We start from the raw sequence: 12347 nt of genomic DNA on the forward strand, positions 1-12347 counted from the left end.
CGATTCGGTGTGGCTCTCGCGCTTGCGAGCAAGGGGGCGGGACTGTAAAACCGGCGCCGGTCAATATTCGCGTGTTTTCAAGGACTAGCGCCGATCAGCTGCGCTCATAAGCCGCATTCGCGCCGCAGGACCCAGCGAAACAGTTTGAGCCGACTTCAGAACTGGACAAGGCATGCTCGAAAAGAATTCCGAAAGTCAGGTCCACGTCGAGAAGGTCGAAGAGCCACGCTCGGGACCCAGCATCGCATTCGGGATCGAGCGGCTCGGCCTGATTCCGATGCGGGCGCCGATCCTGTCCTGCATCATCCTCGTCGTGCTCTTGATCGGCGCCGTATTCGGCGTCCACCGGATCAAGATCGACGACTCGCTGTCACAGCTCTTTCGCTCCGAGTCCAAGGACTACAAGCAGTATGAGGCGGTGACCAAGCGCTTCCCGGCGACCGAGTTCGACGTCCTCGTCGTGGTCGAAGGCAAGACGCTGCTGGCGCGCGACAATCTCGGGAAGCTGCGCGACATGGTCACCGACCTGCAGCTGGTCGACGGTGTGCGCGGGCTGGTGTCGTTGTTCTCGGCGCGGCAGGCGCCGGAGAAGGGCAAGCTGCCGGCGGCGCTGTTCCCGAATGAACTGCCCGAAGGCGCGGCCTACGACAAGTTCGTCGAGACCGTCAAAACCAACGAGATCATCCGCGGCAAGCTATTGTCGGAGGACGGCACGCTGGCGCTGGTTGTGCTGTCGCTCGACCCCGAGGTGGTCGGCAGCAACAAGCTCACCAAGGTGGTCGCCGATATCAGGAAGGTGATGGCCGACGATCTCTCCGGCAGCGGGCTCAACGCCCAGCTCTCCGGCGTGCCGGTCATGCAGCTCGAGATCCGCAACGCGGTGGAGCGCGACGGCCTGACCTACAATATCCTCGGCATCCTCGCCGGCTGCATCATCGCCATCATCTTCTTCCGCAAGATCTCCTTCATGGTGGCGGCGGCGTTCCCGCCGATGATCGCGATCCTGCTCGCGCTCGGCGGGCTTGGCTGGGCGAATTTCAATCTCAACATGTTCCTCAACGTGATGACGCCGCTCATCATGGTGATCAGCTTCTCCGACTCGATGCAGCTGACCTTCGCGGCGCGCGACCGCCTGATCGCGGGCCAGGACAAGTTCACCGCATTCAAGAATGCCGTGCTGGTGGTCGGCCCGGCCTGCGTGCTGACCCACGGCACCGCCGGAATTTCGTTCATCGCGCTGCAATTCTCGGATTCCGACCTGATCCGCAAATTCGGCGAGGCGGGGCTCGCGGCCACCATCATCGCGCTGATCGCGGTGCTGTCGCTGGTGCCGGTGTTCGGCATCCTGTTCGTGCGTAACGAGCGGATCTTTGCGGTCAAGTTCCAGAGCGCGGACGCCGGCGTGCAGGCGCTGCGTAATTTCTGCTACTGGATCGCGGTGCGCATGGTGAGCCGGCCCGGGCTGTTCAGCCTGCTGGCGCTGATCGTGGTCGGCGGTCTCGGCATCATCTATGGCAGCCTCGAGCCGCGCTATCGGCTTGCCGACCAGGTGCCGGACAAGCGGCAGGCGGTCGAGGCGTCGAGCCGTCTCGACGCCAAATTGACCGGCGCCAATCCGGTCGACGTGCTGATCGAATTCCCCAAGGGCCAATCGCTGTATTCGCCGGAGACCCTGAAGACGATCGCCGACGTCCATGCGATGGTCGAGGACACTGCCGGCGTCGGCAACGTCTGGTCGCTGGAAACGCTGCGACGCTGGCTCGCGGAAAAGGCCGGCAGCAACGACGTCGCGACCCTGAAGGAATATGTCGACCTGATCCCCGAGCACCTGGTGCGCCGGTTCATCGACAAGAATCAGGATGCGGTCGTGGTGTCGGGGCGCGTCCCGGATGTGGATTCGAGCGAGTTGCTTCCGGTGGTGAACAAGCTCGATCACGCGCTGGACAAGGTGCGCGCCGAGCATCCCGGATACGAGATCGCGGTTACCGGCCTGTCGGTGATTGCCGCGCGCAACAGCGCCAACATGATCGAGAAACTCAACCACGGCCTCACGATCGAATTCCTGCTGGTCGCAGTCTTCATCGGGCTCGCGTTCCGCTCGGTCGTGGTGATGTTCTCCTGCATATTGCCCGGCATCTTCCCGGTGGTGCTGTCAGGCACGGTGCTGTGGCTGCTCGGGGAGGGGCTGCAGTTCGCCAGCGTGGTGGCGCTGACGGTGTCGTTCGGCCTCGGCCTCAGCGCGACCATCCATTTCCTCAACCGTCTGCGGCTGGAGACCAAGCCCGGCGTCACGCCGGAGCTCGCGGTGGAGCGCGCCACCGTGCTGGTCGGGCCTGCGCTGATTCTGACCACGGTGGTGCTGGCCTGCGGCCTCGTCGTCACCGTGTTCTCCGACCTGCCGTCGCTGCGTCTGTTCGGCTGGCTCAGCGCATTCTCGATGGTGGCTGCGCTGGTCGCGGACCTCTTTATCCTGCGGCCGACCTCGATGTTCCTGATCAACCTGTCGCAGAGGCTTCGCGGCAAGGCTGGGCAGCCGGCGCCGATCGAAAAGGCCTGATCGTTCCGGCATGCAAAAGGCCCGGTTCCGAATTGTCGGAACCGGGCCTTTTTGTTTGCCTGCGCGTCAGACCGGAAGCCGAAGCGTCAGGTCTTCGTCATCGTGATGGTGACGCCGCGGATCTCGCCCTTGGAGTCGATCTGCACGACCTGCTTGGAGCCGTTGGTCTGCAGGTTCAGGTTCGCGGCAAAGCCGGCTGCCTCGACGAACACGTCGATCCGCCCACCGCCCGCGGTGCCCTGCAGATTTCCGAAGATGTTGCGGCTGGCCTCGCTCCAATTGCCGGAGATACGGTCGCCCTGGCTGGTGACGTCGCTGGTGAGGTCGAATTTGTAGCTGTCGCTGGCGCAATGCAGGGTCTGCTTCAGGTTCATGCCCGACGGAGCGACCTTATAGTCAGCCTTGCAGCGAATGCGTTCAGTGGTGCCGTTGGACAACGCGACCGTGCCCGAACCGCTCCAGGAGCCGGCAAAACCGGCGAACGGTCCGGCGGATTGCGCGTGGCCCGCGGAAACCGACAGCATGAGCGCGGCGCCGACGCCGGCAGCCTTCAGGACTTGACCAGAAAGGCTGGAACCAAACAGTTTCATTGTAACATTCCCATCAAAATCAACGCTTCTTTCGCAAGAAAACGTCTCGCCGCATCGAAGGTTTAGTGTCACCGCAGTATGTTAGGTTCAAATGACCGAAATGCATCCCCGGCGCAGCTTTCGTCATCGAATAGAATCAAACCTCCGGCGCTCCCTGATCGCATGTAGCTTCGCACATGCACTGCCCGCAATCGTCAAAAACGGCAAAGTGATGATTCGAATCGTCGTTTTTGATCAATGACTTACATAGGGGTTTACAGCGCCGTAAATTTAGCCGCATTTAGCGGTGCTTGTCAGCGGTCCGTTGCTGCGTTACGCGGCGTCTGAAATCCCAACAAATCTGTCCCGGTCATGCCGAAGCGCTTTCGGGGTCAGGTTCTCTGCTGTCGGAAATGAAGGAATACGATGCGTAAATTTGTCCTGGCACTTGCCCTTTTGTCGGTCCCGTTTTCCTCCAGCGTCTTCGCTCAGCAGCAGCGCGGCACGCCCGATGAGCAGAAGGCCTGCACCCGCGACGTGCAGCGTCACTGCCGCGCCGTGATCGATCAGGGCGACTTCACCATACTCGCCTGCCTGCAGCAGAACCGCGCCAAGATCAGCGCTGCCTGCGACCAGGTGCTGAAGACCCACGGCCAGTAAGGCCCGCAGGCCTTAACAAGACCGCCGCAAAGCCCGCGCTCGGCATCTGCCGGCCGCGGGCCGGCTATGCTGGCGGTCACAGTTAGCATTGGTTTTGGGAGCGTATTCCCCTATATGGGGCTCGCAAATCCCCGCACGCGCCTGACGGGCCCCGCCTGCACCGTGCCATGACCAATGTAGCCCCAAATCTCCGATGACCACCGCGAGCGACCTGCGATCCGGAAAGACCCACCGCGACGAGAATTTTCCCGTCGCGTCGTGGATCATTCATCCGCGGCATCGTGCCCTGATCCTGGCATTCTACAATTTCGTCCGCACCGCGGACGACATCGCCGATCATGCCACGCTGCCCGCCGAGGAAAAGCTGCGCTATCTCGACCTCATGGAGGCTGAGCTGCTCGGCAATGGCGAGACCCAGAAGGAGGCCGTCACGCTGCGCCACGCCCTCGCCGAGCGCGGCATGCCGCCACGGCATGCGCTCGACGTGTTGGTGGCGTTCCGCCTCGACGTCACCAAGCTGCGCTACGAGACCTGGGACGACGTGATCGACTACTGCCGGTATTCGGCGATGCCGGTCGGGCGCTTCATGCTCGACGTCCATGGCGAGGATACTTCGACCTGGGCGGCCTCTGACGCGCTCTGCGCGGGCTTGCAGATCAACAACCATCTGCAGGACTGCGGCAAGGACTACCGCAATCTGAACCGCGTCTACCTGCCGCGCGATGCGCTGGCCGCGGCGGGCGCCGATGTCGAGATGCTCGGCGAGGCGAAGTCGCCGCCGGCATTGCTGAAATGTCTGCAGGCGCTTGCGGTGCGCACCGATGCACTGCTCGAGCAGGGCAGGTCGCTCGCCGCCGAAGTGAAGGATTTTCGGCTCGGGCTCGAGGTCTCCGTGATCCAGGCTTTCGCCGACAAGATCGTTGGCATGCTCAAGGTGCGCGATCCGCTCAGCGAGCGCGTCCATCTCAGCCCGGCCGAGCTGTTGCTGCAGAGCCTCGGCGGCGTCGCCGGCGAAACCGCGCGGCGTGCCACCGGGCGGCGCGCGGCCTCCAAGACGGCGGCCGGCGCATGAGCGTGGAGGCGGCGGCCAACGCAGGAGACTACGGCAGCACCGCGTCGGGCAGCTCGTTCTATGCCGCGATGCGCATCCTGCCGCGCGCGCAGCGCGAGGCGATGTTCCAGATCTACAGCTTCTGCCGGCAAGTCGATGACATCGCCGATTCCGACGGCCCGCGCCCGGAGCGGCTGGCGGCGCTGCAGACCTGGCGTGACGACGTCGATGCGCTCTATCAGGGCAATCCGCCCGAGCGTCTCAAGGACTACGTCGGCTCGGTGAAGACCTTCGGCCTCAAGCGCGAGGATTTCATCGCGATCATCGACGGCATGGAGATGGACGTGCCGCAGGACATCCGCGCGCCCGATCTCGCGACGCTCGATCTGTACTGCGATCGCGTCGCCAGCGCCGTCGGGCGGCTGTCGGTGCGGGTGTTCGGCCTGCCGGAGGACGACGGCATCGAGCTCGCCCATCACCTCGGCCGCGCGCTGCAGCTCACCAACATCCTGCGAGACATCGACGAGGATGCCGGACTCGGCCGGCTCTATCTGCCGCGCGAATGGCTCTGGCACGCCGGCATCACCAACGACGATCCGGCCCGCGTCACCGCCGAGCGCGCGCTGCCGAAGGTCTGCGCGCCGCTCGCCGAGCGCGCCAAGCAGCACTTCCAGAAGTCCGACGAGATCATGAAGCGCAATTCGCGCCGCGCCGTGCGCGCGCCGCGGATCATGTCGAAATACTACCGGGCGATCCTCGATCTGTTGATCGCCCGCGGCTTTGCCGCTCCGCGCGCGCCGGTGCGGGTGTCGAAGGCGGCCAAGATCGGCATTCTTCTTCGTTACGCGATCATCTGATGCAAAACACGGTTCACATCATCGGTGCCGGTATTTCCGGCCTCTCCGCCGCCGTGCGGCTCGCCAATGGCGGCTACAAGGTCGCCGTCCATGAGGCGACGCAGTACGCCGGCGGCCGCTGCCGCTCCTATTTCGACGGCGCCACCAACCTGACGATCGACAACGGCAACCACCTGTTGCTGTCGGGCAATCGCCATGCGCTGAGCTATGCGCGCTCGATCGGTACCGAGGCCGGCCTGGTCGGACCCAAGCGCGCGCAGTTTCCGTTCGTCGATCTGTCGACCGGCCAGCGCTGGCAGCTCGATCTCGGCGAGTCGCGCCTGCCGCTCTGGGTGTTCGACGAGGCGCGCCGCGTCCCCGATACCGGCCTGCGCGACTATATCGCGCTGGCGCCGCTGGCCTGGGCCGGCACCGAGGCGCTGGTCGGCAAAACCATTCCCTGCAAGGGCACGCTGTACGACCGCCTGGTGCAGCCGCTGTTGCTCGCCGCGCTCAACGTCGATCCGCCGGAAGGTTCGGCCGGACTCGCCGGCGCGATCGTGCGCGAGACGCTGCTCGCGGGCGGGCAGGCGTGCCGTCCGCTGATCGCGCGCGACGGCCTCAGCTCGGTGCTGATCGAGCCGGCGGTGAAGCTGTTGCAGGAGCGCGGCAACACCGTCCAGCTCGGTCACGAGCTGCGCGGCTTCACGATGTCGGGCGATCGCGTCAGCGAGCTCGATTTCGGCGGTGGTGACAAGGTCGCGCTTGCCGAGGGTGATGCCGTCGTGCTCGCGGTGCCGCCGCGCGGCGCGGCCGCGCTGCTGCCGGGCCTGAAGACGCCGACCAAGTTCCGCGCCATCGTGAATGCGCATTTCCGTATCGATCCGCCGCGCGACGCGGCGCCGATCCTCGGTGTCGTCGGCGGCCTCGTGGAATGGCTGTTCGCGTTCCCGCAGCGGCTGTCGGTGACCATCAGCAACGGCGACCGCCTGGTCGACATGCCGCGCGAGGAACTGGCGCAGGCGATCTGGCGCGACGTCTGCAAGGCATCGGGCGTGTCGGGCGATCTGCCGCCGTGGCAAATCGTGCGCGAGCGGCGCGCCACATTCGAGGCGACGCCGGAACAGAATGCGCTGCGTCCGGGGCCCGAAACCGCGCAAAAAAACCTGTTTCTTGCCGGGGACTGGACTGCTACCGGGTTGCCGGCAACCATCGAGGGGTCGGTGCGGTCGGGTGATCGCGCCGCCGATCTGGTTCTCGCCAGACGCTCAGTTTGACCTGTTGCTGCGACGCCGGCCCGCGAGGGCGCGGCTCGCGATGAAGAGGATATCGAGCGACATGCTTTCGAGAGACAACGGCGTAACCGCCGAGCCCGTCGCGACTGTCGACCCCGTCGCGGCAGTCGACCCGCTCGCGCTGCAGAACAGCATCTCAAAGGCGACCGAAGCGCTGCTGGGCTATCGCCAGGCGGACGGACATTGGGTGTTCGAGCTCGAGGCCGACGCCACCATTCCCGCCGAGTACATCCTGCTGCGCCACTATCTTGCCGAGCCGGTCGACACCGCGCTCGAAGCCAAGCTCGGCAACTATCTGCGCCGCGTGCAGGGCGCCCATGGCGGCTGGCCGCTGGTGCATGATGGTCCGTTCGACATGAGCGCCAGCGTGAAGTCGTACTTCGCGCTGAAGATGATCGGCGATTCCGTCGACGCCCCGCACATGGTGCGGGCGCGCGAGGCGATCCGATCGCGCGGCGGCGCGTCGGGCAGCAACGTCTTCACCCGCTTCCTGCTCGCGCTCTACGGCGTCGTCACCTGGCGCGCGACGCCGGTGCTGCCGATCGAGATCATGCTGCTGCCGATGTGGTCGCCGTTCCACATCAACAAGATCTCCTACTGGGCGCGCACCACGATGGTGCCGCTGATGGTGCTGGCTGCGCTGAAGCCGCGCGCCAAGAACCCGAAGGGCGTCGGCATCGACGAGCTGTTCCTCGAGGATCCGAAGTCGGTGCGCATGGCGCCGAAGGCGCCGCATCAGAGCGCGAACTGGTTCTATCTGTTCCGCTCGCTCGATGCGGTCTTGCGCGTGATCGAGCCGCTGTTCCCGAAGCGCCTGCGCCAGCGCGCGATCGACGCCGCGCTCGCCTTCACCGAGGAACGGCTGAACGGCGAGGACGGCATGGGCGCGATCTATCCGCCGATGGCCAACATCGTCATGATGTACGAGGCGCTCGGCAGGGACGAGAGCTTTCCGCCGCGCGCGACGACCCGGCGCGGGATCGACAAGCTGCTCGTGATCCGCGAGGACGAAGCCTATTGCCAGCCCTGCGTCTCGCCGGTGTGGGATACGGCGCTGGTCAATCACGCGTTGCAGGAAGCCGGCGGCGACGACACGTTCGCCAAGGTGAAGCAGGGGCTGGACTGGCTGAAGCCGCGCCAGGTGCTCGAGCTGAAGGGCGACTGGGCGGTCAAGGCGCCGGACGTGCGTCCCGGCGGCTGGGCGTTCCAGTACAACAACGACCACTACCCCGATCTCGACGACACCGCCGTTGTGGTGATGGCGATGGACCGCGCACGGCGCCAGACCGGGACCAAAGAATACGATGTCGCGATCGCGCGCGGCCGCGAATGGATCGAGGGACTGCAGAGCCGCGACGGCGGTTGGGCCGCGTTCGACGCCAACAACCTCGAATATTACCTCAACAACATTCCGTTCTCCGATCACGGCGCGCTGCTCGATCCGCCGACCGAGGACGTCACCGCGCGCTGCATCTCGATGCTGGGCCAGCTCGGCGAGACCGCCGAGAGCAACAAGGCGATGGCCGACGGCATCGCCTATCTTCGCCGCACCCAGCTCGCCGAGGGCTCCTGGTACGGCCGCTGGGGACTGAACTACGTCTACGGCACCTGGTCGGTGCTCTGTGCGCTAAATGTCGCAGGGGTCGATCGCAACGACCCGATGATTCGCAAAGCGGTAGACTGGCTGGCGTCGGTGCAGAATCAGGACGGCGGCTGGGGCGAGGACGCCGTCAGTTACCGGCTCGATTACAAGGGCTATGAGGTCGCGCCATCCACAGCCTCGCAAACGGCATGGGCCTTGCTTGGGTTGATGGCGGCCGGAGAAGTCGAGAATCCGGCTGTCGCGCGGGGGGTTGAGTACCTAAAGGCAACACAGACGGAAAAAGGGCTGTGGGACGAGCAGCGATACACCGCTACGGGGTTTCCGCGGGTGTTTTACTTGCGATATCATGGCTACTCGAAGTTCTTTCCGCTCTGGGCACTGGCGCGGTATCGGAATCTGAGAAGCACCAATAGCAGGGTGGTAGGGGTCGGGATGTGATTTTGGGGGCGGGGGCCGCCGAGACCGTGGGCAATCGAATTGATCCTCGGCCGGTGTTGATTGTGACTGGATTGGTGCAGGAGGCCCGCATTGCGGCGGGCCCCGGCATGATCGTGATCTGCAGTTCCAGCGATCCGCAGCAGCTCCGTGCACTGCTCGCGACGCTCGATCCGAAGACGTTCCGTGGCGTGATCTCGTTCGGTGTGGCCGGTGGGCTCGACCCGTCGCTGAAGTCGGGCGACGTCGTGGTCGCGACCGAGGTGATGGCCGGCGACACCAGGTTCCTGGCGGCGTCCGCGCTGAACGAGGAGATGATCGCCAGCGCCGCGCTGAAGCGCCGCAGGATCGTTCGCGGCGGCCTCGCCGGCGTCGAAGAGGTGATCGCGGCGAAGGCCTGCAAGGCCGCTCTGCGCTCGATCACGGGCGCGGCTGCGGTCGACATGGAGAGCCACATCGCGGCGGCCTATGCGGCCGATGCGGGCCTTCCGTTCGCGGCGCTGCGCGTGATCAGCGACCCCGCCCACCGGGCGCTGCCGGAACTGGCAAAGTCCGCCGTGAAGCCGAACGGCGACATCGACCTGCGCAAGGTGTTGCGCGGGATCGTGCGCAATCCGCGGACGGTACGGGCGCTCGTTTCGACCGGAATCGATTTCAACCGCGCGCTGCGCTCGCTGCGCGGCTGCCGCGGCTTCCTGCTCGGCAGCGACGTGCTGGCGCCGGCTGACGACGTCCTGGTTACGGCACGGGCGGCCTGATCCGTCAGCCGTGCGTGGTTTCAGCGCAAACTAACTTAAAGCAAAAGGCCCGGTCGCATCGCGACCGGGCCTTTCTGATTCTGCGCTGACGGCGCGCCTCAGGCGGCTGTCGAGGCCTTCTGCTCGGCAGCGGCCTTCTTCTGCTCGGCGGCGAGCGCCTCGTCGCGGCGGATCTCGGAGAGCTTCTTCTGCACCTGCTGCGAAAAGATGTACTGCGCCGGGCGCTGCTTGGACATGTCGATCTCGGGCGCCATCGGGCCTGAGGTCTTGATGCCGCGCAGCGACACCCACATCGCCTTCAGCGGGTTGTTGATCGCAGCGGTCGCAGCGGTCGGCTCGTAGCCGCAATGCGCCATGCAGTCGGCGCACTTCTCGTACTTGCCGGTGCCGTAGGTCTCCCAGTCGGTGGTGTCCATCAGCTCCTTGAAGGTCTTGGCGTAGCCTTCACCGAGCAGATAGCAGGGCTTCTGCCAGCCGAAGATGTTGCGCGCCGGCATACCCCACGGCGTGCACTCGTATTCCTGGTTGCCGGCGAGGAAGTCCAGGAAGAGGCCGGAATGCATGAAGTTCCACTTCTTGCCCTTGCCGAGCGCAAAGACGTCGCGGAACAGCTTCTTGGTCTTGGTGCGGTTGAGGAAGTGCTCCTGGTCGGGCGCACGCTCATAGGCATAACCGGGCGACATCGAGACGCCGACGCCGAGTTCGGTGGTGAAGTCGAGGAACTTGGCAATCTCCTCGGCCGGGTGGCCGTCGAAGATCGTCGCGTTGACGTTGACGGTGAAGCCGCGGGCCTTGGCGGCCTTGATCGCGGAGACGGCGCGGTCGAACACGCCCTTCTGCGACACCGCCTTGTCGTGGTGGTCCTTGAGGCCGTCGAGATGCACCGAGAAGAACAGATACGGCGACGGCTCGAACAAATCGAGCTTCTTCTCCAGCAGCAGCGCGTTGGTGCACAGCGAGACGAATTTCTTGCGCGCCACGAGGCCGCGCACGATCTCGCCGATCTCCTTGTGGATCAGCGGCTCGCCGCCGGGAATTGCCACCATCGGCGCGCCGCACTCGTCGGCCGCGTCCCAGCACTCCTGGGCGGTCATGCGGCGGTTGAGGATCGCATCCGGATAGTCGATCTTGCCGCAGCCGACGCAGGCGAGATTGCAGCGGAACAGGGGTTCCAGCATCAGCACGAGCGGATAGCGTTTGCGGCCAAGCAGCTTCTGCTTGATCAGATAACCGCCGATACGCATTTCCTTGAAGAACGGTATAGCCATTAGACGATTTTCTTTCTGCACTTAACGGAATTGAGTTCGGATCAGCCCGCAGTCAGTTCGGCCGGCAGCCGGAATTCGATATTCTCTTCCCGGCCCGGGAGCACCGAGACCGCCACCGGTCCGATACGCCGCAACGCCTCGATCACATCGTCGACCAAAACCTCGGGCGCCGAGGCGCCCGCCGTGATGCCGACTGCCTTTGCATCCTTCAGCCAATCGGGGTTGAGCTCGCTCCCATCGGCAATGAGATAACTCGCGACGCCGACCTCGGTGCCGATTTCGCGAAGCCGGTTTGAGTTGGAACTATTGGCGGCCCCCACCACCAATATGACGTCCACTAGTTTGCTCAGGTCCCTTACCGCAGATTGGCGGTTCTGTGTCGCATAGCAGATATCCCGGGTGTCCGGGCCTTGAATATCTGTAAATTTTGCCTGAAGAGCCCCGATTATGTCCCTTGTGTCGTCCACGGACAGGGTGGTCTGGGTGATATAGGCGACCGGGGTGTCGGTCGGCAAGGTGAGTTCCGCGACGTCTTCGACGCTCTGGACCAGCCGGACCGGGGCGGGAACCTGCCCCATGGTTCCCTCGACCTCGGGGTGGCCGTCGTGCCCGATCAGGATCAGGGCGCGGCCCTTGGAGATATAGCGCTTGCCCTGGTTATGGACCTTGGTGACGAGCGGGCAGGTGGCGTTGAGCACCGGCAGGTCGCGGGCGGAGGCCTCTTCCTCGACGCTCCTGGCGACGCCATGGGCGCTGAACACGGTCACCGCCTTCGGCGGCACCTCGGAGAGGTTCTCGACGAAGATCGCGCCCTTCTTTTTCAGGCTTTCGACGACGTGTTTGTTGTGAACGATCTCATGGCGGACATAGACCGGCGGGCCGTACTTCTCGAGCGCCCGTTCGACGATCTCGATCGCACGCACCACGCCCGCGCAGAAGCCGCGCGGCTGAGCCAGAAACACTTCCATCGGACGTCCGTTACGCAAATTGCACCAGCTGCATTCAAGAACCCTGGCAATGCCCTTGCGGCCTTCTCGGCGACGCAAGTTCACCCGGCCGGACATCCGCAGCGTGAGCTGCAACATCCGTACCTGTTCCATTCGAGGACCTGATTAGAGCCCCAAGCGCATGGAACTACAGGGTTTTGCCTGAAAAAGTAAGTGCTACGAACAGCGGGTGCCAGCTTAGGAGGTATTTAGATACGGCAGATCGGTGCCTGCGACCCTCCGTCTCCCTCACTTGTTCGTCACTTTATCGCCCACTGGGGCGGTTTATACCGGCCATCCAAGGTCGCGCCTGATATTTGGAAACGCCT

General features: G+C 64.6%; 10 protein-coding genes. 7 read left to right on the plus strand and 3 right to left on the minus strand.

Annotated features, from left to right (window positions below):
• The first annotated feature begins 172 nt into the window (after nt 1-172).
• A complete protein-coding gene (locus JQ633_RS17860; protein ID WP_211986364.1) occupies nt 173-2557 on the plus strand; it encodes an efflux RND transporter permease subunit in 2385 nt (794 codons plus the stop codon).
• Nucleotides 2558-2643: 86 nt separating this feature from the next.
• On the opposite strand, the gene JQ633_RS17865 is transcribed toward JQ633_RS17860, so the two are convergent.
• Nucleotides 2644-3147 carry a hypothetical protein gene (locus tag JQ633_RS17865; protein WP_211986365.1) on the minus strand — a complete coding sequence of 168 codons (504 nt, stop codon included), beginning with the start codon at nt 3145-3147 and terminating at the stop codon, nt 2644-2646.
• A gap of 405 nt (nt 3148-3552) precedes the next feature.
• Here JQ633_RS17865 and JQ633_RS17870 point away from each other — a divergent pair, with 405 nt between their 5' ends.
• The 6 genes from JQ633_RS17870 (at nt 3553) to JQ633_RS17895 (ending at nt 9764) form a co-directional block, all read left to right on the plus strand.
• On the plus strand, nt 3553-3786 hold the full coding sequence (locus JQ633_RS17870; protein ID WP_211986366.1) for a hypothetical protein: 234 nt from the start codon (nt 3553-3555) through the stop codon (nt 3784-3786).
• Nucleotides 3787-3979: 193 nt separating this feature from the next.
• Entirely contained in the window at nt 3980-4858 is an 879-nt protein-coding gene (gene hpnC / locus JQ633_RS17875) for a squalene synthase HpnC (RefSeq protein WP_211986367.1), read from the plus strand.
• Nucleotides 4855-5694, plus strand: a complete 840-nt coding sequence (gene hpnD / locus JQ633_RS17880; RefSeq protein WP_211986368.1) for a presqualene diphosphate synthase HpnD — start codon at nt 4855-4857, stop codon at nt 5692-5694. Before hpnC ends, hpnD begins: the two co-directional genes overlap by 4 nt.
• Entirely contained in the window at nt 5694-6950 is a 1257-nt protein-coding gene (gene hpnE, locus JQ633_RS17885) for a hydroxysqualene dehydroxylase HpnE (protein ID WP_211986369.1), read from the plus strand. Before hpnD ends, hpnE begins: the two co-directional genes overlap by 1 nt.
• A 61-nt stretch (nt 6951-7011) precedes the next feature.
• Complete coding sequence (gene shc, locus JQ633_RS17890; protein WP_249159431.1) at nt 7012-9009, plus strand: squalene--hopene cyclase; 1998 nt, start codon at nt 7012-7014, stop codon at nt 9007-9009.
• The gene (locus JQ633_RS17895; protein ID WP_433995661.1) at nt 9006-9764 is read left to right on the plus strand and encodes a phosphorylase; all 759 of its coding nucleotides are present in this window, start codon (nt 9006-9008) and stop codon (nt 9762-9764) included. The genes shc and JQ633_RS17895 overlap by 4 nt, the downstream gene beginning before the upstream one ends.
• A 98-nt stretch (nt 9765-9862) precedes the next feature.
• Here the strand turns inward: JQ633_RS17895 and hpnH are convergent, their stop codons facing one another.
• Nucleotides 9863-11032, minus strand: a complete 1170-nt coding sequence (gene hpnH, locus JQ633_RS17900) for an adenosyl-hopene transferase HpnH (RefSeq protein WP_211986371.1) — start codon at nt 11030-11032, stop codon at nt 9863-9865.
• A 41-nt stretch (nt 11033-11073) separates the two neighbouring features.
• The gene (ispH, locus tag JQ633_RS17905) at nt 11074-12000 is read right to left on the minus strand and encodes a 4-hydroxy-3-methylbut-2-enyl diphosphate reductase (protein WP_211986454.1); all 927 of its coding nucleotides are present in this window, start codon (nt 11998-12000) and stop codon (nt 11074-11076) included.
• Nucleotides 12001-12347: the final 347 nt, after the last annotated feature.

Source organism: Bradyrhizobium tropiciagri, assembly GCF_018130505.1.
Classification (GTDB): Bacteria; Pseudomonadota; Alphaproteobacteria; order Rhizobiales; family Xanthobacteraceae; genus Bradyrhizobium; species Bradyrhizobium tropiciagri_B.

What these genes read in the sequence shown, in the direction of transcription:
- JQ633_RS17860 (WP_211986364.1), top strand. Translation starts at nt 173, where the DNA reads ATGCTCGAAAAGAATTCCGAAAGTCAGGTCCACGTCGAGAAGGTCGAA.
- JQ633_RS17865 (WP_211986365.1), bottom strand. Translation starts at nt 3,147, where the DNA reads ATGAAACTGTTTGGTTCCAGCCTTTCTGGTCAAGTCCTGAAGGCTGCC.
- JQ633_RS17870 (WP_211986366.1), top strand. Translation starts at nt 3,553, where the DNA reads ATGCGTAAATTTGTCCTGGCACTTGCCCTTTTGTCGGTCCCGTTTTCC.
- hpnC (WP_211986367.1), top strand. Translation starts at nt 3,980, where the DNA reads ATGACCACCGCGAGCGACCTGCGATCCGGAAAGACCCACCGCGACGAG.
- hpnD (WP_211986368.1), top strand. Translation starts at nt 4,855, where the DNA reads ATGAGCGTGGAGGCGGCGGCCAACGCAGGAGACTACGGCAGCACCGCG.
- hpnE (WP_211986369.1), top strand. Translation starts at nt 5,694, where the DNA reads ATGCAAAACACGGTTCACATCATCGGTGCCGGTATTTCCGGCCTCTCC.
- shc (WP_249159431.1), top strand. Translation starts at nt 7,012, where the DNA reads ATGCTTTCGAGAGACAACGGCGTAACCGCCGAGCCCGTCGCGACTGTC.
- hpnH (WP_211986371.1), bottom strand. Translation starts at nt 11,032, where the DNA reads ATGGCTATACCGTTCTTCAAGGAAATGCGTATCGGCGGTTATCTGATC.
- ispH (WP_211986454.1), bottom strand. Translation starts at nt 12,000, where the DNA reads ATGGAAGTGTTTCTGGCTCAGCCGCGCGGCTTCTGCGCGGGCGTGGTG.